Annotated in this window: 19 protein-coding genes and 1 pseudogene; 15 read left to right on the top strand and 5 right to left on the bottom strand. The window is 69.5% G+C overall.

Annotated elements, in window-relative coordinates; all coding sequences use genetic code 11:
• Window positions 1-335: 335 nt before the first annotated feature.
• Window positions 336-521 (top strand): annotated as a pseudogene (locus ACFRJ8_RS05715) (IS3 family transposase); the annotation flags it as partial.
• Between the two features lie 100 nt (window positions 522-621).
• Here ACFRJ8_RS05715 and ACFRJ8_RS05710 read toward each other — a convergent pair.
• The 3 genes from ACFRJ8_RS05710 to ACFRJ8_RS05700 all read right to left on the bottom strand — a co-directional run bounded on the left by ACFRJ8_RS05710 (window position 622) and on the right by ACFRJ8_RS05700 (window position 3,140).
• Complete coding sequence (locus ACFRJ8_RS05710) at window positions 622-969, bottom strand: hypothetical protein (protein ID WP_377985172.1); 348 nt, start codon at window positions 967-969, stop codon at window positions 622-624.
• Window positions 970-1,106: 137 nt separating this feature from the next.
• Window positions 1,107-1,811 (bottom strand): isochorismatase family protein, encoded by a 705-nt coding sequence (locus ACFRJ8_RS05705; protein ID WP_377985171.1) that lies wholly within the window; start codon window positions 1,809-1,811, stop codon window positions 1,107-1,109.
• Window positions 1,812-3,140 carry a nicotinate phosphoribosyltransferase gene (locus tag ACFRJ8_RS05700; protein ID WP_377985170.1) on the bottom strand — a complete coding sequence of 443 codons (1,329 nt, stop codon included), beginning with the start codon at window positions 3,138-3,140 and terminating at the stop codon, window positions 1,812-1,814.
• Between the two features lie 37 nt (window positions 3,141-3,177).
• Here ACFRJ8_RS05700 and clpS point away from each other — a divergent pair, with 37 nt between their 5' ends.
• The 6 genes from clpS (at window position 3,178) to rdgB (ending at window position 7,547) form a co-directional block, all read left to right on the top strand.
• Complete coding sequence (gene clpS / locus ACFRJ8_RS05695) at window positions 3,178-3,543, top strand: ATP-dependent Clp protease adapter ClpS (RefSeq protein ID WP_377985169.1); 366 nt, start codon at window positions 3,178-3,180, stop codon at window positions 3,541-3,543.
• A complete protein-coding gene (locus ACFRJ8_RS05690) occupies window positions 3,536-4,102 on the top strand; it encodes a DUF2017 domain-containing protein (RefSeq protein ID WP_377985168.1) in 567 nt (188 codons plus the stop codon). The genes clpS and ACFRJ8_RS05690 overlap by 8 nt, the downstream gene beginning before the upstream one ends.
• A gap of 103 nt (window positions 4,103-4,205) precedes the next feature.
• Window positions 4,206-5,225, top strand: a complete 1,020-nt coding sequence (gene murI, locus ACFRJ8_RS05685) for a glutamate racemase (RefSeq protein WP_377985167.1) — start codon at window positions 4,206-4,208, stop codon at window positions 5,223-5,225.
• Complete coding sequence (locus tag ACFRJ8_RS05680; protein WP_377985166.1) at window positions 5,222-6,019, top strand: MBL fold metallo-hydrolase; 798 nt, start codon at window positions 5,222-5,224, stop codon at window positions 6,017-6,019. Before murI ends, ACFRJ8_RS05680 begins: the two co-directional genes overlap by 4 nt.
• Window positions 6,020-6,114: 95 nt before the next feature.
• Window positions 6,115-6,873 (top strand): ribonuclease PH, encoded by a 759-nt coding sequence (rph, locus tag ACFRJ8_RS05675; RefSeq protein ID WP_377985165.1) that lies wholly within the window; start codon window positions 6,115-6,117, stop codon window positions 6,871-6,873.
• Window positions 6,870-7,547, top strand: coding sequence for an RdgB/HAM1 family non-canonical purine NTP pyrophosphatase (gene rdgB / locus ACFRJ8_RS05670; protein ID WP_377985164.1), 678 nt, complete (start codon window positions 6,870-6,872; stop codon window positions 7,545-7,547). Before rph ends, rdgB begins: the two co-directional genes overlap by 4 nt.
• A 105-nt stretch (window positions 7,548-7,652) precedes the next feature.
• Here rdgB and ACFRJ8_RS05665 read toward each other — a convergent pair whose 3' ends face one another.
• Window positions 7,653-8,420, bottom strand: a complete 768-nt coding sequence (locus ACFRJ8_RS05665; protein ID WP_377985194.1) for a VTT domain-containing protein — start codon at window positions 8,418-8,420, stop codon at window positions 7,653-7,655.
• A gap of 103 nt (window positions 8,421-8,523) precedes the next feature.
• On the opposite strand from ACFRJ8_RS05665, the gene ACFRJ8_RS05660 reads away from it, so the two are divergent.
• The gene (locus ACFRJ8_RS05660) at window positions 8,524-9,540 is read left to right on the top strand and encodes an exonuclease domain-containing protein (protein ID WP_377985163.1); all 1,017 of its coding nucleotides are present in this window, start codon (window positions 8,524-8,526) and stop codon (window positions 9,538-9,540) included.
• Between the two features lie 146 nt (window positions 9,541-9,686).
• Window positions 9,687-10,250 carry a DUF4395 domain-containing protein gene (locus ACFRJ8_RS05655; protein ID WP_377985162.1) on the top strand — a complete coding sequence of 188 codons (564 nt, stop codon included), beginning with the start codon at window positions 9,687-9,689 and terminating at the stop codon, window positions 10,248-10,250.
• Window positions 10,251-10,730: 480 nt separating this feature from the next.
• Here ACFRJ8_RS05655 and ACFRJ8_RS05650 read toward each other — a convergent pair whose 3' ends face one another.
• On the bottom strand, window positions 10,731-11,921 hold the full coding sequence (locus ACFRJ8_RS05650; protein WP_377985161.1) for an ADP-ribosylglycohydrolase family protein: 1,191 nt from the start codon (window positions 11,919-11,921) through the stop codon (window positions 10,731-10,733).
• A 201-nt stretch (window positions 11,922-12,122) separates the two neighbouring features.
• Between ACFRJ8_RS05650 and ACFRJ8_RS05645 the strand changes: the two genes are divergently transcribed.
• The 6 genes from ACFRJ8_RS05645 (at window position 12,123) to ACFRJ8_RS05620 (ending at window position 19,933) form a co-directional block, all read left to right on the top strand.
• Window positions 12,123-12,479, top strand: coding sequence for a YidH family protein (locus ACFRJ8_RS05645; protein ID WP_277523206.1), 357 nt, complete (start codon window positions 12,123-12,125; stop codon window positions 12,477-12,479).
• On the top strand, window positions 12,476-12,817 hold the full coding sequence (locus tag ACFRJ8_RS05640) for a DUF202 domain-containing protein (protein ID WP_377985160.1): 342 nt from the start codon (window positions 12,476-12,478) through the stop codon (window positions 12,815-12,817). Before ACFRJ8_RS05645 ends, ACFRJ8_RS05640 begins: the two co-directional genes overlap by 4 nt.
• A gap of 158 nt (window positions 12,818-12,975) precedes the next feature.
• On the top strand, window positions 12,976-14,013 hold the full coding sequence (locus tag ACFRJ8_RS05635) for an MIP/aquaporin family protein (protein ID WP_377985159.1): 1,038 nt from the start codon (window positions 12,976-12,978) through the stop codon (window positions 14,011-14,013).
• Window positions 14,014-14,098: 85 nt separating this feature from the next.
• Window positions 14,099-15,292 carry an exonuclease SbcCD subunit D gene (locus tag ACFRJ8_RS05630; protein WP_377985158.1) on the top strand — a complete coding sequence of 398 codons (1,194 nt, stop codon included), beginning with the start codon at window positions 14,099-14,101 and terminating at the stop codon, window positions 15,290-15,292.
• Window positions 15,289-18,375, top strand: coding sequence for an AAA family ATPase (locus ACFRJ8_RS05625; protein WP_377985157.1), 3,087 nt, complete (start codon window positions 15,289-15,291; stop codon window positions 18,373-18,375). The genes ACFRJ8_RS05630 and ACFRJ8_RS05625 overlap by 4 nt, the downstream gene beginning before the upstream one ends.
• Window positions 18,376-18,496: 121 nt before the next feature.
• Window positions 18,497-19,933: an MFS transporter gene (locus ACFRJ8_RS05620; protein ID WP_377985156.1), complete on the top strand. Its 1,437-nt coding sequence runs from the start codon at window positions 18,497-18,499 to the stop codon at window positions 19,931-19,933.
• Window positions 19,934-19,967 lie beyond the last annotated feature (34 nt).

The following is a 19,967-nucleotide window of genomic DNA, read 5'->3' as shown; positions in this document are numbered from 1 at the left end:
CCGCATCGCGCTGGCCCGCGACCACGGCATCCGGCTCAGCGGCAAGACCGTGGCCGCACTGATGCGCCAGGAAGGCTGCATCTGCAGAATACGGCGCCGCAAGTACAACTCCCACCGCGGCGAGATCGGGCATGTGGCCCCCAATAGGCTGGCCCGGGACTTCCAGGCCGATGCCCCGCACCTGAAGTGGGTGACGGACGTGACCGAGTTCCGGGTCGCCGACCAGAAGATGTATCTGTCCCCGGTGCTGGACCTGTTTAACGGCGAGATCATCGCCCACGCCGTGCGTCCGAGTCCGACCCTGCCGCTAGTGATGGACATGCTCACCGATGCCAGCGATGGAAAGCTTCTTCGGCCATCTCAAGGAAGAGTTCTTCCACCACGACCGGTTCGACTCAATCGAACAGTTCGAGCAGGGGCTCAGCCAGTACATCCACTGGTACAACCACACCCGCATCAGGGAACGGCTGAAGGGATTGAGTCCGGTGCAATACCGGACTCAATCCCTTCACGTAGCCTAGAAGCACCGTTTAATAAACTCTCCAACTTTCGGGGAGCAGTTCATGGCCTGGTCCCTCTACTGTTTATCTGCTCTTTTTACGCGATCCGATGGGCCGTCGGTTATTGCCCCGTGCCGCAGACCTGCCCGTACGTCTGGCCTGCCGCGGTGTAGTCGGCCTTCATGTCCTCGAGCTTGGCGGCGTCCGGGGCGGGCTTGGCCGCCTCGTCAAAGTATTCGATGATGGACTGCAGCGGATCCCGCAGGTCCTCGGAGGCTGCCGCCTTGATGGGCCGCAGCTGGTTGGCGACCCTGGTCATGCCGGCCTTGTCCGACGTGGCCGTCTGGGCAGAGACCACGGTCTTGACCCGGGCGCAGGTTTCTTCGTTGGTCAGCTGCGGCGTGGACGAGCAGCCGGCCGCGCCGAGCAGCGCTCCGGCGGCAATCAGAACGGTCAGGGTCTTCTTCATGGTGTACTCCGGGGTTCTACGGGTCTGTCGATATGGCAAGACTGGCGATAGGGCAAGGATTTCGAGTCTACTGCGGCGGCGGCCTTTTCCCGCCAGCCGTTAAGCCCGCCCGGCTCGCCGGGCACGGGTGTTGGCGCTCAGAGGACATCCACGCCGCCGAGCTCCATCTCGGCCACGGCGTCGTCCAGGTCCTCGGCGATTCCGACCGTCAAACCGCGCAGCACCGTGACGGAGTAGCCGGCCTGGACGGCATCCAGGGCGGTCGCCTTGACGCAGTAGTCGGTGGCGATCCCCACGACGACGATGTCCTCCACGTCGTGGCTCTGCAGCCAGTCATCCAGTCCGATCGCGTCCTCGCCAGCGGCGAAATCACTGGCGGCGAAAAGACTCGATGCTTCGTCGGAATCGGAATCGGAATCGGAATCGGTGTCGGTGCCGGTGTCGGTGCCGGAAACGGGCATGGCGCCCGGCTTGCGGTCCCCGGTGGGGACGTCGTCCTCAGGAGCCAGGAGCCCTTCGAAGCCCGAGTACGCCGCGGCGAACTGGCCTTTGCGGAAGTACGCCTGGATGTGTTCGGGGTCGAGATCGGGATGCAGTTCGGCCCCGCGGGTCCCCGCCACGCAATGCGGCGGCCAGCTGTCCACGAAATCAGGTTCCTCCGCGAAGTGCGCGCCGGGATCGATGTGCCAGTCCTGGGTGGCCAGGACGTGGTCAAACTGGCCGTGGTGTGCGTCAACGTACTCGCTGATCTCCCCGGCGAGGTTCGCCCCGCCGACCACCGGCAGGGCACCTCCCTCACAGAAATCGTTTTGGACGTCAACGATGATCAGGGCGCGGGACATTTAGTCCTCCTCGTAGATGGTGGGGATGGCCGCCTCGCCGCGCTGCAGCCGGTTGACCACCGCGGGGAGCTCCCGCATGGTCTCCGCGTGGCGCCGGCGCGCGCGCTGGACCCCCTCGGGGCCGGTCCACCCGGGCAGGAGCTCGCCGTTCTTGACGAACTGCTCCAGCAGCGGCCGGTCATTGCCGTCATCTTCCGGGTGGATGCCGACGCCGACGGTTTCCGCCGTGGCGGTCCCGCGCTCGTTGAGCTTGCGCAGCGCGTACTTCCGGCCGCCCTTGCTGGCTTTGTTCTTGGCGGCTTTGGCGACGGAGATGAAGTCCCCGGTGTCATCGGTGCGGCTGACGAGCTTGTAGACCATGCTGGCGGTCGGCGCCCCGGAACCGGTCACGAGCGAGGTGCCCACGCCGTAGGAGTCCACCGGGGCGGACGCCAGCGCCGCGATGGCGAATTCGTCGAGGTCTGAGGTCACCACGATTTTGGTGCGGTCGTTGCCGAGTTCGTCGAGCAGCTGCCGCACCCACTGGGCCTGTGCCACGAGGTCACCGGAGTCCAGCCGGACAGCGCCCAGCTTGTCCCCGGCGAGGTCCACGGCGGTGCGGACGGCCGTTTCGACGTCGTACGTGTCCACCAGGAGGGAAGTGTCCGGCCCGAAGGCGGCAATCTGTGCCTCGAAGGCTTCACGCTCGGTGTCATGGAGGAGGGTGAAGGAATGGGCGGCCGTGCCCACCGTCTTCAGCCCGTAGCGCAATCCGGCCTCCAGATTGGAGGTGCTGTCGAACCCGGCAATGACAGCGGCCCGGGCAGCGGCGGCCGCCGCTTCCTCGTGCGTCCGGCGCGACCCCATCTCGATGCACGGGCGGGTTCCGGCCGCGGAGATCATCCGGGAGGCGGCCGAGGCGATCGCGCAGTCGTGGTTGAGCACGGAGAGCACGTACGTCTCAAGGATGCAGGCCTCGGCGAACGTGGACTCCACGATCAGCACGGGGGAGTTCGGGAAGTACGCCTCGCCCTCCGGATAGCCCCAGATGTCGCCGGAAAAGCTGTAATCGGCCAAGTACTCCAGGGTCTGGTCGTTGACCACCTTGGTGCGGCGCAGGTAGTCCAGTTCCGGCTCGCCGAATCGGAAGTTCGCGATCCCCTCCAGCAGCCGGCCGGTGCCGGCCACAATCCCGTAGCGGCGCCCGTCCGGGAGCCTCCGGGCAAAGGCCTCGAAGACCGATTTCCGGTGGGCCGCCCCGGACTGCAGAGCCCCCTGCAGCATGGTCAGCTCGTAGTGGTCGGTGTACAGGGACGTGCGGGGACGGTCCCAGCCAGCAGAGGTACTCACAAATTCACTCTAGTGTGCATCCCCATAGAATGGACAGATGACCCTCAGCGTTGCGCTCGGCCCCGACACGCGGGAGAGCACCCAGACCGGAACAGTAACGTCCGGCGACGTGCTGACCGCCCCGGACATCCCCTGGAACCTCGTGATCTGGAACGATCCCGTGAACCTGATGAGCTACGTGAGCTTCGTGTTCCGCAGCTACTTCGGCTACTCGGAGGCCAAGGCCAACAAGCTCATGATGGAGGTCCATAAGAAGGGCCGCTCGATCGTGGCTCACGGCAGCAAGGAGCAGGTGGAGCAGCACGCCGTCGCCATGCATGGCTATGGGCTTTGGGCGACGGTGGAGAAAGCCACGGGCGGCAACGCAGGCGGTTCCGGCAAAGGCAAGGGAAAACGTGGCTAAGGCATTCAAATACGGGCTCAAGGGCATCAGGGGCTATCTTGAGCCGGCCGAGCGGGAACTGCTGCGCAGTCTTTTTGACGATGTGATCTCCATGCTGGAGCCGGAGGAGCGCGCCAACGAGGACCCGCTGGCGGCCCTGGTGGGACTGGACACCGAAGCCCGCGAACCCTCGGACCGCGCCCTGCGCCGGCTGCTGCCGAACGTGATGAAGAACGACGACGACGCCTCCCTTGAGTTCCGCCGGTACACCGAACGCTCGCTGCGCGAGAACAAGATCGGCGCGCTGAAGGCGGCCGCCCTGAGCCTGGACCGGGAACACCTCGTCCTGACCCCTGACGACGCCCGGCACTGGGCCACCGCGCTCAACGATGTCCGGCTGGTACTGGCCGAACGCCTCGACATCCGTGACGACGCCGACGCCGACAACGTCCATCTCATGCAGGACTGGGCCCAGGCCGAGGACGTGGAAAGCTACCTGGCCCTCGTGTACAACTTCACCACCTGGCTGCAGGAGTCGCTGGTCCAGGCGATGGTGCACTCGCTCGATGCCCGGCGCTGAGCCCGAGCGTGTGACCCATGAGACACGAGTTGCACACCACAATGTGATGGCCGCCCCGCAGGCGTTGTCCTATCCTCGAATAATCATGACTTCAGCATCGAGTATGGATCCGCCAGTGGCTGCTGCGGACTCCCCAGCGAGCAGCACCGCAACCGGCCCCACGGCGCCCGAACCGGCATCCGAGCTGGGCTCACGCCCCATTGGCGTCTTCGACTCCGGGGTCGGCGGCCTCACGGTGGCCCGGTCGATCATCGACCAGCTGCCCAACGAATCCATCCTGTATGTCGGCGACACCGCGCACGGGCCCTACGGACCCCTTCCCATCGCCGAGGTCCGGGCCAACGCCCTCGGCGTCATGGACGAGCTCGTGGATTCCGGCGTGAAGCTGCTGACCATCGCCTGCAACTCCGCGTCCGCCGCCGTGCTGCGCGACGCCCGCGAGCGGTACACGGCCCGGTACGGGATTCCCGTCATCGAAGTGATCCAGCCGGCTGTCCGGCGCGCCGTCGCGGCAACCCGCACGGGCCGGGTGGGCGTGATCGGGACCTCGGCCACGGTGGGCTCGCGCGCCTACGAGGACACCTTCGCCGCTGCCCCGGACTTGTCGATCACGTCCGTGGCCTGCCCGGCGTTCGTGCCCTACGTGGAAGCCGGGATCACCACGGGACCGGAACTGCTCGCCGTCGCCCGCGACTACCTGGCACCGCTCATTGCCGCCGGGGTGGACACCGTGGTGCTCGGCTGCACCCACTACCCGCTGCTCACCGGCGTGCTCTCGTTCGTCTTGGGCGAGGACGTCACGCTGGTCTCCAGCGCCGAGGAAACGGCCAAGGACGTCTACCGGGCCTTGGCCTCCCGGGGCCTCGAGCGCACCGACGCCGCGGCCCCCGAGCACAATTTCATTGCCACCGGCGACGCCGCCCAGTTCGAGCACCTCGCCCGGCGCTTCCTCGGCCCCGAGGTCCTCAGTGTCCGGCACGTGGACCACGTCGCGGCGCAGTATCCCACCGGCAGCCTCGCCCGGATCACCCCGGAGATGATCGCCGCCGCCCAGGCCGCCACCGGCCGGCCGCGGATCTCCAACTTTGTGGGCGGATCCGCGGGCGGGGGAAAACTGCTGTGAAACTGACCATCGTGGGCTGTACCGGGTCCTTCCCGGGGCCGGGCTCGCCGGCGTCGTGCTATCTGCTGACCGCCAACGACGGCGAGCGGAACTGGAAAATCGTCCTGGACCTCGGCAGCGGTGCGCTCGGCGCCATCCAGCGCTACACCGACCTTGAGGACATCGACGCGATCTTCCTCACGCACCTGCACCCGGACCACTGCATGGACCTGTGCGGGCTCCACGTTGCCGTGCGCTGGAAGCCGGGCGGCTGGGGACGGGGCAGGATTCCGGTGTGGGGGCCCGCCGCCACGGCCGACCGGATGGCCACGGCCTATGGCCTGGACCTGGATCCGGGCATGCACGAGGAATTTGACTTCAGCAATTGGTCCGAGCGCAAGCCGGTGAGTGTCGGCCCGTTCACGGTGACGCCCTACGCGGTGAACCATCCCGTCGAGGAGGCCTACGCCCTCCGCGTGGAGGTCACCGAGCCCGCCAAGGACGGCACGCCGGTGACCCGCGTCCTGAGCTACTCCGGGGACACGGACTCCTGCGCGGGCCTAGAGGACGCCGCCCGCGACGCCGACCTCTTCCTGTGCGAGGCCGCGTTCGAGGAAGGCCGCGACGACGATATCAAGGACGTGCACCTGACCGGCAAGCGGGCGGGGGAGGCGGCCGTCGCCGCCGGAGCGCGGCGACTGCTGCTGACGCACATTCCCGTCTGGACGTCCCCCACCACCGTCATGGCCGAGGCCAAGGACGTCTTCGGCAAGGACGTGGCCGTCGCCGTCGCGGGTGTGCACTACACCGTCTAGCTGACCGCGGGCGTCCAGCTGACCGCGGGCGTCCAGCTGACCGCAGCGCTCAAGTCCGGCGCGGGCGGGGGCGGGTGAGTCGATAAGCTAAAGGCATGACTTCCCAAGCTCCCAGTGTCCCCGTCATCCGCGCCGACGGCCGTACCCCCGACCAGCTGCGCCCGATCAGCATCACGCGCGGCTGGTCCAAGCAGGCCGAGGGTTCAGCCCTGATCGAGTTCGGCAACACCCGGGTCCTGTGCACGGCCTCCCTGACCGAGGGCGTGCCGCGCTGGCTCAAGGGCGAGGGCCGCGGTTGGGTCACCGCCGAGTACGCCATGCTGCCCCGGGCCACGAACACCCGCTCCGACCGCGAGTCCGTCAAGGGCAAGATCGGCGGCCGCACCCACGAGATCTCCCGGCTGATCGGCCGCTCGCTGCGCTCCATTATCGACACCAAGGCCCTGGGCGAGATCACCATCGTGCTGGACTGCGATGTCCTGCAGGCCGACGGCGGCACCCGCACCGCGGCCATCACCGGCGCCTACGTGGCACTCGCGGACGCCATCCGGTTTGCCCGCGAGAAGAAGATGATCGGCCGCAACGCCGAGCCCCTGATCGACACGATCGCCGCGGTGTCCGTCGGCATCATCGACGGCGTGCCGATGCTCGACCTGCCCTACGTCGAAGACGTGCGCGCTGAGACCGACATGAATGTCGTGGTGACCGGCTCGGGAAAGTTCGTGGAGGTCCAGGGCACCGCGGAGGGCGCGCCCTTCGACCGCGACGAGTTGAACAAGCTGCTGGACCTGGCGCTGCTGGGCACCGAGCAGCTCGCCGCCATCCAGCGCGACACCCTGGCGGAGGCCCCGTGACGCAGGCTCCCCTCGCGGACCGGCCGGCCGCTGACGCCCCGGCCCCGCGGCTGGTCCTCGCCACCCACAACAAAGGCAAGCTCCGGGAACTCCGCGAGTTGCTGCGGGGGCAGGTGCCCGGGCTCGACGTCGACACACAGGTGGTGGACGCCGGCGCCGTCGGTGCCCCCGACGTCGCCGAGACCGGCGTGACCTTCGCGGAAAACTCGCTGTTGAAGGCGCGGGCCGTGGCCGAGGCCACGGGGCTCGTGGCGATCGCCGACGACTCCGGACTTGCCGTGGACGTCCTTGGCGGCGCACCCGGGATCTTCTCGGCCCGCTGGTCCGGCCGGCACGGCGACGACGCCGCGAACCTGCAGCTGCTGCTCGCCCAGCTGGCCGACGTGCCGGACGAGTACCGCGGGGCAGCATTTGTCTGCGCCGCGGCGCTGGCCGTGCCCGGGTCCTCGCCCGACGGCGGCCGGGAAATTGTGGAGTACGGGCAGCTGGAAGGGACGCTCCTGCGGGAGCCGCGCGGGGAGGGCGGCTTCGGCTATGACCCCGTCCTGCAGCCGAGCGGGCTGGACCGCAGCTGCGCCGAGCTCAGTTCCGAGGAGAAAAACGCCATCAGCCACCGGGGCCACGCGTTCCGGGCGCTCCTGCCGGCCATCGTCGAGGCCCTGGCCGGGAAGTAGCCGGCCCGCGCTAAGTCGAGTCGCCAGGCCGTGCCAGGCGAGGCGCAAGACGAAGGAAGGCGCCCCACACGGTGGGGCGCCTTCCTTGTTTAATTGCTGCCTGGGCTACGGGGTCCGGCGCTCTTCTTCCGGCTCGTGCTCCTCGATGAACTCATCCACGACGTCGGTGCCGTACTCCTCGGACTGCCGCTTGGCGATGGCGCCGCGAATGACCTCAATGGCGATCGGGATCACGGAGACCAGCACGATGGCGATGAAGATGATGTCCAGGTTGTCCTTGACCCACGGCACTTTGTCCCCGAGCAGGTAGCCCAGGAGCGTGACGCCGCCGCCCCAGAGCACCGCGCCGATCACGTTGTAGGTGAAGAATTTGCGCTTACCCATCTGCGCGACGCCCACGATCACCGGGACGAAGGTGCGGATGATCGGGACGAACCGGGCCAGGATCAGGGCCTTGCCGCCGTGCTTTTCAAAGAAGGCGTGCGCGCTGTCCACGTTTTCACGTTTGAACAGCTTGGAATTGGGCCTGTTGAACAGGGCAGGTCCCGCCTTGGAACCAATCAGGTAGCCCACCTGGTTGCCGACGATCGCGGCGACGATGATGAGCGCGGTCAGGACCCAGATGTTGACCTGGATGGTGCCGGTGGCAACGAGCAGCCCGGCCGTGAACAGCATCGAGTCCCCGGGCAGGAAGAAGCCGATCAACAGCCCGGTTTCGGCAAAGATGATGCCGCAGACAAGGAGGACCACCCACGGCGCGAAGGCCGGATTCGCCAGGAAAACCTGCGGGTTGAGCCAGTCTGGCAGGAAGGAGGCCATCTGCGGCTGGACGGGGCCGGCGCCGCCAAGGGCGGACACGGCGAGGTCGCTCATTGCTAGTAGGTTCACCTGTTAAGGGTACTTGACGGCCGCCGGCCGGCCCCCGGGCGCCGTTCCCGGTGCGGGAGGCGCCGCCGTCGGGCGGTAAAGTTGGGCCGTGACTTTGGACTTTACGGCGATCGACTTTGAGACCGCGAACGGCTTCCGCGGTTCCCCGTGCGCTGTTGGCCTGAGCAAGGTGCGCGGCGGCGTCGTCGTCGAGGAAGCCTCCTGGCTCATGCGGCCGCCGGAAAATCATGACACCTTCGATCACCACAACGTCCGGATCCACGGCATCCGGCCGGACCAGGTGGCGGGACTGCCGCGGTTCGGTGAGCTGTTCCCCGAGATCGGCGCGTTCATCGGTGGCGACGTGCTGGCGGCCCACAATGCGGGGTTCGATCTCGGTGTGATCCGCTCTGGGCTGGAGGTGTCCGGGCTGGCCGGGCCCGCCTACGACTACGTCTGCACGGTGATTTTGTCCCGGCGCTGTTACTCCCTGGTGTCCAATTCGCTGCCCTACGCCGCCGAGGAGGCGGGCGTCCCGCTGGTCAACCACCACGATGCCGCCGAGGACGCACGGGCCTGTGCCGGCATCCTGATCGACATCGCCGCCCGCAACGGTGCGGCGAGCATCGCGGAACTCTATCTGTCCCTGGGCCTCACGGTGTCGCACCAGCCGGCGTTCGACCCCCGGCGCGACCCGTTGTCCAAGGCCACCCTCGCGGCGCTGGAAGCGCTCGCCGGGGGAACTGCGGGCGCACCTGTTGGCCGGCGGTTCGTGGCCGGGTGGCCGGAGGAAGGGCCAAACCCGCTGCCCAATGCCGCCGCCAGCCCGGACCATCCGCTGTTCGGCCAGACCGTCGTGTTCACCGGCGAACTGGCCATTCCCCGCCCCGAAGCCAAGGTCCGGTCCGCCGAGCTGGGCGCCAGGCCGGAAAGCCGGGTCACGGCCCGCACCACCGTCCTGGTGGTGGGCGACGGGTTTGTGGCCGCGGACCTGCGCTCCGGCCGGCTCACCGGCAAGGCCCGCCGCGTCCTGGAACTGCACGACCGCGGGCAGCGGATCGAGGTCTTGTCCGAGGGTGAATTCCTCCAGATGGTCGGCGGACACTTGGCCGCAGCACCGTTCTGAATTTTCCCGCCTGAACTGGGCCCGACTGGACCCGGCCCGGGTGACCCGCCCCCCGGCTGAACCGGCCCTGCGCCCCCGCCTGAACCCGCGGTCACATGGCGCAACAATCATTCCCGCCCCGGCGCGCCCGCTCGTAGCCTTGGGCCATGAGCAAACCCACGGATGCACAGACTCCCGCAGTTCCGTCGAAGTCAGTTCCGTCGAAGTCAGTGCCGTCCCGCGGCATTGACTGGCGGCGAGTGCTCGAGTTCCCCAACCCGGTGAACGAATACGCCGCCCGCATTACCGCTGCCTTGGTGGTGGCCCTGTCCGCGGTGACCCTGCTGACCGGTTTCGGCTGGGGACTCGCCATCATCGCGGCCGGGTTCTGGCTGCGTGTGCTGTTCGGTCCCCGGATCTCGCCCTTGGCCCAGCTCTCGGTCAAGGTCCTGACGCCCTGGCTCGGCCGCACCCGCCTAGTTCCCGGTCCGCCAAAGCGCTTCGCCCAGGGCATCGGCGCCGCCATGTCGACGGCGGCCGCGTTGCTGCTGGCTGCCGGCCTCGCGCCTGTGGCGTGGGTCCTGCTCGCCGTGCTGATAGCCGCCGCGTCCCTTGAGGCGTTCGCCGGGTTCTGCCTCGGCTGCACCATCTTCGGCTTCCTGCAGCGCCGCGGCCTCATTCCCGCCGACGTCTGCGAAGCCTGCAACAACATCTCGCTCCGGGGCGCTTAGGATCCTCGACAAGGGACGGCATGTCCCGGTGATTTGGCCACCGGCGCGGGACATGCCCATCGCTGCGGTGATGGAGGGCCGGGCATGTCCTCTGGAGGCTCTGACGAGTGGGCATAGTGGCATTATGTCCAGTCGCCGCCGTCGGAGATGGGCATGTCCATCGGGGCGCTGATGGAGGGGCGGGCATGTCCTGAGGATGCCGCGGCCGGGGATGGACATGTCCCTTCGCAGCGAAGGCGAGCGGGCCTGTCCTCGTTACGTGGCATGGCGGATGGAGATGTTCATTGCTCCTAGGCGCGACTGGGCATGCCCCGGGGGACGCGGCAGCCGGGGATGGACATGTCCATCGAAGCGGGGTGGAACGGGCATGTCCCGCGGACAAGCCGGGCCGCGGCCTTCCGAGCGCAGCCAGTTGCGCTGCGCGTATGCCGAAGGCCCAACGTTCGGCGGACACGTGCCGGGGACAGGTTCCCGGCGACGCTAGGCGCCGGTGACGGCCGCCAGCCTCGACGCGATGCCCCGGATGACCTCCGGTGCCTCGAGCGCCGCCAGCCAGTCGGCCGGCAGGCACCGTTCGCCGTAGTACGCCCCCAGGATGTTCCCGGCTATCGACGCCGTCGAGTCGCTGTCCCCGCTGTGGTTCACCGCCACCGCAATCGCCGCCCGGAAATGCGACTGGGCGTCGGCCGCGGCAGTGCCGGCGTCCGCCGTCGCCGTCTCTCCCTCTGACTCCGCCGCCGGCTCCGGAACGGTGGCCAGCACGGCGTACAGCGCCACGGCCAGGGCTTCCTCGGCCACCCAGCCCTCGCCGAGTTCGCTGACCAGGTCCTCGGGGCTGAGCACGTCTCCGCCGCCGGGTCGGTCACCGGCCAGCTGCAGGGCCGCCTCCACCCGTGCCACAACATCCGGATCCGGATCCTCGCCCTTGCGCAGGATGCCGCCGCGCAGGTGCCCGAGGGCCGATTCCGCCGCTTGGCGCAAACCGTGGCCGGAGGACAGGGCGTGGATGACCAGGCTGAACACGCCTGCGCTCTGCCGGGCCGCGGGGTGCCCGTGCGTAAGGGACGCGGCATCGGCACTGAGCTTGTAGACAGTTTCGGGTTCGAGGTGGGGGATCAGGCCGAACGGCGCCGAGCGCATCACTGTGCCGCAGCCCTTCGCGTCTGGATTGACCGGCCGCTTCACGGTGCCCATCTCGCCCGTGGCGAGTCCGCTCAGGCACGCCTTGCCGGGCGAACGCCGGTTCTTCAGGACAGCCTGGGCATCGATCCAGCGCGGCGGCTGGAACGGGGCCGACGCCGGCACCGCGACGCCCTGAGTGGCCAGCCAGCGCAGATATGCGAGCCACAGGCACGCGTTGATGTCCGATGCCACGCCGTCGTTCGCCCATTCCAGCGCTTCGAGGAGGCCATCCGCGGTGTACAGCGTCATTTGCGTGTCATCCGAGAACGGGCTGCCGGCGTCGAGCGCGGAAAAATCCTGCAGGCCCGCGGGGCCGAACCGGGCGCGGATCGCCGAGATATCGTCGAACTCGACGGCGTAACCCAGCGAATCACCGAGCGCACCACCGAGCAGGCAGCCGTGGATGCGCGAGCCGTGGGCCGGTACGGGGGAGTGTGGCTGTCCGGGTGTTGGGGCGGGTGCGGGGCTGGTCCCGGGCTCGGTGCTCATGCCCTCAAATTTACCCGGCGCTGCCCCGCACTCTGCAATGCCGGCCAGTACCGCCGACCCAACGCCGCTGTACCCTATTCCACTGTCCCCAATCCCGCAGGCGGCGGATGCGGAACGCCCGGTAGGGTGCTGTTAGGACCCGTCCAGCGGTCAGGCGAAGCAACCGCCGGCGGCGTAGCCGTCCGGCAGCGGAGGAAACGAATGCGCGAACCAGCGTGGCGGAAGACCGGGACCACCCCCGATTACAGATTCTCCCTGGCCAACGAGCGGACATTCCTGGCCTGGATCCGGACATCCCTGGCCCTGATTGCCGGAGCCCTCGCGATTGACCAACTGGCCCCCGAGATCGCGCCCGGACCCGTGCGGATCGCGTTGTGCGTCATCCTCGCGTTCCTCGGCGCAGGCCTGGCGGCCCTGTCCTACCGCCGGTGGGGACTGATGGAGGCTGCCATGCGTAACAACCAGGAGCTGCCGTTCTCCGGCGTGATGCTGGTGATGACAATCGGCGTCGCGGCCGCGGCGCTGGTGTTCGCCGCCCTGATCCTGGTGGCGCGGTGAGCCCCGAGGCCGCCCGGGACCCCGGACTGCAGCCCGAGCGTACGTCCCTGTCCTGGCGCCGGACGCTGCTGACCCTGGTCGTGGCGGACCTGCTGATCTGGCGAAGCTGGGCGCTCGCGGGGTCCCGCGGCGGCGTTCCGGGTCCTGTTGACTTCCTCGGTGTCTGCGCGCTTGCCGCCATGGCCGCGACGCTGGTGGTGGCGGTGTGCGTGCTGGTCCGCGGGCGGGAGCTGCGGCGGTCCAACGCCGCGCCGCCGGCCGCGCTCCTGCGCTGGGCCGCCGCCGCCGTCGTCGCCCTTGCCGCCAGTGCCGTAGCCGCGGTGGCCCTGGGGCACTAAGCAAGAATCCAGCGAACATCCAGATTGCGCTGGCAGACTGCTGGCGGACCCATTCTCCGGGCGGCTGAGGCCGCACCGGGACCACCGCCCGGCGGCGGGCCAGCGACGCCGCAACTGCAGCTCCAGGCCGCGCCGCCACCAGCAAAGGAATCCTGACTATGACCCTGCTTGTGCCAGCCCGCGAATCAGTTGGCGTCCAGCCGCCGGCCGCCAGCGACGTTTCGCCCCGGCCCCGACTCGTGGCCCGGCTCTCCGCCGAGGCGCTGGGGACCCTGATCGTGGTGGTCGCAGGCCTGGGCGTGCCGCTCTTCACGATTCCGCAGTCCAACCCGCTGCCCGCCGCGCTGGCCGCGGGCCTGGCACTGACGGCCGCGATGCTGGCCGTCGGCTACGTCTCCGGCGGCCACTTTAACCCCGCTATCACCGTGGGCAACGTCATCGCCGGCCGGACCCGGCTGGCCGACGCCGCCGCGTACATCGGCGCCCAGCTCGTGGGTGCGGCGCTCGGGGCCGTTGCCCTGTTCGGCGTCCTGCGCACCATTCCGACGATCAACGACAGCCAGGGCGCATTCGCCACCGTGGCCGCCGGATTCGGCGAGCACTCGGTCATCCAGGTGCCCATGGCCGGCGTCCTGCTCGTGGAGGTCCTCGGCACCGCCCTGCTCGTGGCCGTATTCCTTGCCACGACGGCCAGCCGGAATCCCGCCAGGGCGGCTGCCCCCTTCGCGGTGGGCCTGACGACGGCGATGCTCCTGCAGTTGGGCCAGGCGCTTGGCAATGTTCCGTTCAACCCGGCCCGGGCCACGGCCTCGGCCATCTTCAGCGGCCCGGACGCGCTCGGGCAGCTGTGGCTGTTCTGGGTGGCGCCGGTGGTCGGTGCGGCCATCGCCGGGCTGGTTTTCCGCGGCTTCGCCCAGAGCACTCTTCACACCGCGCAGACCGCTGACGCGGCCGGCGCCTCGCCCACCGATGCAGACGTGGACGACGCCGATTTGGATGACTCCGATTTGAACTCCGACCTGGACGACGCCGACTTCGGTGACGGCGAGCTGACCGACGGCGTGGACGGCGGCCAGAAGGTCGGCGCCGGACACCGGGGCAACGCGAAGGTGGCTGGCGCTACGGTTTCGCCCGGCAGCACCGTCGCCCAGGACGACGAGGCCCGCAGCTTCTTCGACACCAAGGGTGGAAAGTAACGACAACTCTGGACCGCCTTTGACTTCGGTCACCCTCCCGGGGTGGTGGCGCAAGAGTGTCGGTGGCAGCCGATACCGTAGGAATATGCGGTTATTGCACACCTCCGACTGGCATTTGGGCCGGTCTTTCCACGGCATCGGCATGCTGGATGCCCAGCGCGCCTTCGTCAACCAGCTCGTGACCTTTGTTCGGGACGAGAGCGTGGACGTCGTCCTCATCGCCGGGGACGTCTATGACCGCGCGCTGCCGGGAGTCGACGTCGTCGGCCTGCTGGACGACGCCCTTGTCCGCCTCACGGGTGCGGGCGCCGAGGTTGTCCTGACCAGCGGCAACCACGACTCCGCCATCAGGCTGGGGTTCGCGTCGCGGCTGCTCGAGCGCGGGGGAGTGCACTTGCGGACGCGGCTGAACGAACTGGACCAGCCCGTGCTCTTTCCGCTCGGGGACGACGCATTGGACGACGCCGTGGACACTACAGGGCCGGTGCTGGCCATCTACGGGATTCCCTGGCTGGAGCCCCGGCTGGTCGCCGAGCAGCTGGGCGTCGAGACCGCGAGCCACTTTGAGGTCACACGCGCCGCCACCGAACGGATCCGTGCAGACGTGCGGCACCGGAGCCAGACCCGGACCGTCCATTCGGTGGTCCTGGCGCACACCTTTGCCAGCGGAGGCATCAGCTCCGACAGCGAACGGGATCTGAGCATCGGGGGCGTCGGCGCCGTTCCGCTGGATCTCTTCGACGGGTTCGGCTACACCGCACTGGGCCACCTGCATGGGCGGCAGGAGCTGTCTCCGGCGGTGCGCTATTCCGGCTCGCCGCTGGCGTACTCGTTCTCGGAGGCGAAGCACAAGAAGGGCAGCTGGCTCGTGGAGGTCGACGCCGACGGCATCGGCGACGTCCGCGCAGTGCACTGGGAGGCGCCGCGGGTCCTCGCCGTACTCCGCGGGAAGCTGGATGACCTCCTCGAATCGGAGGACCTCGCCTGGGCCGAGGCCGCCTACTGCCAGATCACTCTGACGGATGCCGCCCGCCCCGCCCAAGCGATGGACCGCCTGCGGGCACGGTTCCCCGACACCCTGGTGCTCGGCTTCGATCCCGAGGGCTCGGGTGCGGCGCCGAAGGCCAGTTACAGCAGCCGGCTTGCCGAAGCCGAGGGTGACCTCTCCGTCTGCTGCGGATTCCTCGATCACGTCCGCGGCCGGCCAGCTTCCGACGCCGAAGCGGCCGTTCTCGCCGAGGCGCTCGAGGCCGTGCGCCTGGAAGGGGTCTCCCTGTGAGGATCCACCGCCTGGAGATTGCCGCCTTCGGCCCGTTTGCCGGCACGGAGCGGATCGACTTCGACCGGCTCAGCGCACACGGCCTGTTCCTGCTCAACGGCGCCACGGGCGCGGGCAAGACCAGCGTCCTGGACGCCATCTGCTTCGCCCTCTACGGATCGGTTCCCGGTGCCCGGCAGGACGGGAAGCGGCTGCGCAGCGACCACGCGGAGGCCGCCACCGAGCCCCGCGTCACCTGCGAGTTCTCGGCCAAGGGCCGGCATTTCGAAGTCTCCCGGTCGCCCGCCTGGGACAAGCCGAGCGCCCGGGGCAAGAACGGCTTCACGGTCCAGCAGGCCAATACGCTGCTGCGCGAACGCATCGACGGTGCGTGGGTGGAGAAATCCGGCCGGAACGATGAGGCCGGGGCCGAGATCACCGATGTCCTGGGCATGAACCGGGACCAGTTCACGCGCGTGGTCATGCTGCCGCAGGGCGACTTCGCGGCGTTCCTGCGCTCCAAGGCATCTGACCGCCTGGAGCTGCTGCAGAGCCTTTTCGGCACCCAGCGCTTTGAAGCCGTGGAACAGGAATTGTCCCGGCAGGCGCTGACCGCCAAGGCGGAGGTCGCAAGCCTCACCACGAAGCTCGACCTGCTCCTGGCGCAGGCCGAGTCTGAAACCGCGGCACTCGAGCTCGACCCCGCAGGTGCCCCCGGCAAGGACCAGCCCGATGCGCTGCTGGCCTGGCTTGACGACGCCGCGGCAACCGCCGCGGCGGACCGGCGGGCCGCCGCAGCGGCAGCCGAGAACGATGCCGCTGCACATGGCTCCGCGTTGGAGGCCGCCAACGCGCGGGCACACCGCCGTGCCAAACTTGCCGCCGCGGAACTGCGACGGATTGATGCCGACGCCGCCGCCCCGCTCTTGGCGGACAAAGCCGCCACCCTCGGGCTGCACCGCAAAGCCGAAGTGCTTGGCGGCCAACTGCAGGCCGTGGAAAGTGCCGCGGCAGCTGAGGAACGGGCGGGAACGGCCCTGCTGGAGGCCGCGCGCACGCTGCGGTCCGCGGCGCTGACGGACACGGAGCTCGCGGGGCAGGATCTTTTCATCGTCGCAGGGACGGGGAAGGCCGACGACGACGCCGCCGGCCCGCAGGCCCCGCTGGACAGCGCAGCCGTCCGGAGCACCCTCGCACGGTTGCGGTCCCTGCACGCCGTGCTCACCGAACGCCTGCCCGACGAATCCCGGCTCATCGGGCTGACTGAGCGCGGCCGCCGGCTGCGCCAGCAGTTGCAGGAGCTGGAATCCGGGCGGCAGGCCGGTGCCACCGCCCTGGCCGCCCTGCGGTCCGAGTCGGTGACCCTGTCCGCCGTAATCCGCCCCCTCGAGGAACTGGCCGCGGAAGTCCAGCTGCGCACCAAGGAGGCCGCGGCAGCCGACGAACTCGTGAGCATCGTTGGCCGCTTCCTCGCCGCCGAGGCCGAGTGCTCGGCAATCGCGGAACAGCACGCCGCCGCCCGGAACGTACACCAGGACCGCAGGCAGCACTGGCTGGACCTCCGTGAGCAACGGCTCACGAACGCCGCGGCCGAGCTCGCCACCCAACTCCTCGCCGGTGTCCCATGCCCCGTCTGCGGCAGCCCGGAGCACCCGGCACCGGCCCCGGCCGCAGCCTCGGCCCTTGCCGTTGCCGAGGCTGAGGAGGCCGCGCAACTGGCCAGCGACACGGCGGAAGAGACCTTGGCTGCCCTCGGACGCGAGCTCGCCGACGCCCACCAGAACGTCGCCGTCCTGGCAGCCCAGGGCGGCAGCACACCTCCCGAGGAAGCCAGCTTGGAGGCGGCCCTGGCCCGGGAACGGGCCGAGGACGCCGGCCGCGCCGCCACGGACCTTGCCGCCAGCCGGGCCCGGCTCGCAGAACTCGAGGCGGCCATCGCCGCCGCGGACCGGGCGCAGGCCGACGCCGCTTCCGGCATCGCCCAAACGCAGTCCACGATCGCCGAAATAGACCAACAGGCAGAGGCCCTGGAACACTCGCTGGACAAGCTGCGCGCCAGCCACGCGACGCTCGAACAGCGGATTGCGGCCCTGGCATCAATCGCCTCGGTCCTTGAGCACGCCGACGCCGCGCAGTCTGCCCTCGAACAGGCCGCTGCCCGCACCGCGGAGGCACGCCGGCAACTTGAGCAGGCCCTGCCCGCAGCCGGTTTCAGCACCGAAACCGCGGCGCGGGAAGCGCTGTTGCCGCCGCCGGAGGCAGCAAGCCTCGAAACGGCCATCCGGGCCGGACACGACGAAGCCGCCAGGATCCAGGAACTGTTCGCCGGCGAGGACCTCGCCCTGGCGGCGGCCGAGCGGGCTTCCGGGGACCTCGTCAGCGACGCCGCCCTCGAAGAGCTCAGAACGGAATCGGTGGCGGCCGACCGCAAAGCCCGGGAAGCCGTGCTGGCGGCCGGGCTGGCGGACAACTCGCTCCGGACCCTCGGACGCATCGCCGGTGACTACGCGGAACTTGCCGCCGCCGGCAGGGAACCGCGGGACCGGGCCGCGCTGCTCGCCGCCGTGGCCGACGCCGCCAAGGGCGGAGGCGACAACACCTACCGCATGAGCCTGAACAGCTACGTCCTCGCCGCCCGGCTTGAGCAGGTGGCCGTCGCCGCCTCCGAACGCCTGATTGGCATGAGCGACGGCCGCTACACGCTGCAGCACACCGACGCCAAGGCCGCACGCGGCGCGAAGTCCGGCCTCGGCCTGGAAGTAGTGGACGAGTGGACCGGCCAGCGCCGGGACACCGCCACCCTCTCCGGCGGCGAGTCGTTCATGGCCTCACTGGCACTGGCACTGGGGCTGGCAGACGTCGTGCAGCACGAGTCCGGCGGCGTGGACATCGAGACCCTGTTCGTGGACGAGGGCTTCGGCAGCCTTGACGAGCAGGCGCTGGAACAGGTCATGGACGCCCTCGAAAGCCTCCGTGACGGCGGCAGGGTAGTGGGGCTCGTGAGCCATGTGGCCGAAATGAAGCAGCGCATCGGCACCCAGCTTCAGGTGGTCAAGGGCCGCAGCGGCTCCACCCTGCACATCAGCGACGACACCCGGGTCTGAGCCCCCGTCCCGGACGGCCGGCCCGGGCCGGCCGTCCGGGCATCAGCTATCATTGATCTGTTACCGGGTCGCGCGCATCGGGAGGAGGGACGATGCGCACTATTGAGCGAACCCGGAAACCATGAACCCTTCACCGTCTTCTTTGGCGTCTACTCTTGACGCCCCCATTTCGACCGACGCCCCCAGCGCGAGTGCCGCGCCGCCGGCCCCCGCGCCCGCCAAGGGCGGCCGCTACGCGCGGCTGCCGCTGCTCGCCGGCCGCAGCTTCATCCCGCTGGGGCTCTTCGCCCGCCTGCCGCTGGCCATGCTCACCGTCGGCGCCCTGACGCTGGTCACCTCCGTCACGGGCTCCTACGCCGTGGGCGGTGCCGCGGCCGGTGCCGTAGGCATCGGTTCCGCACTGGGTGCCCCCGTGCTGGGCGTCCTGGCCGACCGGCTCGGCCAGCGCCGCGTCCTGCTCGTCTCCGCCTTTGCCAACACCGTGGCCATCGTTGCCCTGATCCTCGCGGCGTACCTCATTCCCGGGGCGCAGGACCTTGCCCCGGCCGTCCCCGTGCTGGTCGCGGCCTTCGTGGCCGGGGCCAGCTGCCCGCAGGTCGGTCCGCTGGCCCGGGTCCGCTGGATGGCGCTGACCTCCCGGACGTCCGGGCGCGGGGCGGCCGCCAACTCCGCGGACCTGGACACCGCCCTGTCCTATGAAAGCACCGCGGACGAGCTCACCTTCGTGCTCGGCCCGGCACTGGTCGGCATCCTCGCGAGCCTGCTCGCGCCGTGGCTGCCGCTGGCCCTGGCCGCGGCACTGACTGTTGTCCTCGTACCCGCCTTCGCCGTCCACCCCACGCACCACGCGGTGGTCCGCACAACACGGCGCCCGTCCTCCGGCCAGGCAGTTGAACCGGCAGCCGGATCGGCCTCCGGCTTGGCTCCCGCAGCGGCGGGGGACCGGAACCCGGACGCCCGCACGGCGGCCCAGCGCGCCAGAACCTTCGCCGCCGTCGCCCTTCCCGTGCTGGCGATGGTGTGCATGGGCACGTTCTTCGGCTCCACCCAGGCCTCCCTGAGTTCCTTCTCCGCCAGCTTCGCCACGTCCGAGCTCGCGGGCCTGCTGTACGCCGCGATGGGACTGAGCTCTGCGGCGGCCGCCCTCTCGGTCGCGTACTGGCCCCGCCGCCTCACGGTGAACGTGCGCTGGATTGCGTGCGCGGGGCTCATGGCCGGGCTCGCCTTACTGCTGTTGCTGCCCACGACGGCGCTGCCCATGGTCCTCGTGCTGCTGGTCTTGGGCCTGCCGGTGGGCCCTCTCATGGTCACTGTTTTCGCCATCGGCGGCCTCGTGGCCCCGGCCGGAAAGCTCGGCACGGTCATGACCGCGCTGGCCAGCGGCATTGTCGCCGGCACCGCGCTCGGATCTTCCATCGCCGGGCAGCTGGCCCAGAACTTCGGCTATTCGACGTCGTTCCTGGTTCCGGTGTGCGCTGCTACGGCGTTGTTCCTGCTGGGAACGGCCGCCGCCGTCGTACTCCGCCAACGCGGGAGGAAGACCGCGCCGGCCGCCTAAGGCCCCAACTAGCTCGCAGCAGGGGCCGTTTGAG

Source organism: Arthrobacter sp. NPDC056886, assembly GCF_042788715.1.
Lineage (GTDB): Bacteria > Actinomycetota > Actinomycetes > Actinomycetales > Micrococcaceae > Arthrobacter.
Note: the sequence above shows the minus strand (reverse complement) of the source record. Positions and strands in the feature narration are given on the sequence as shown.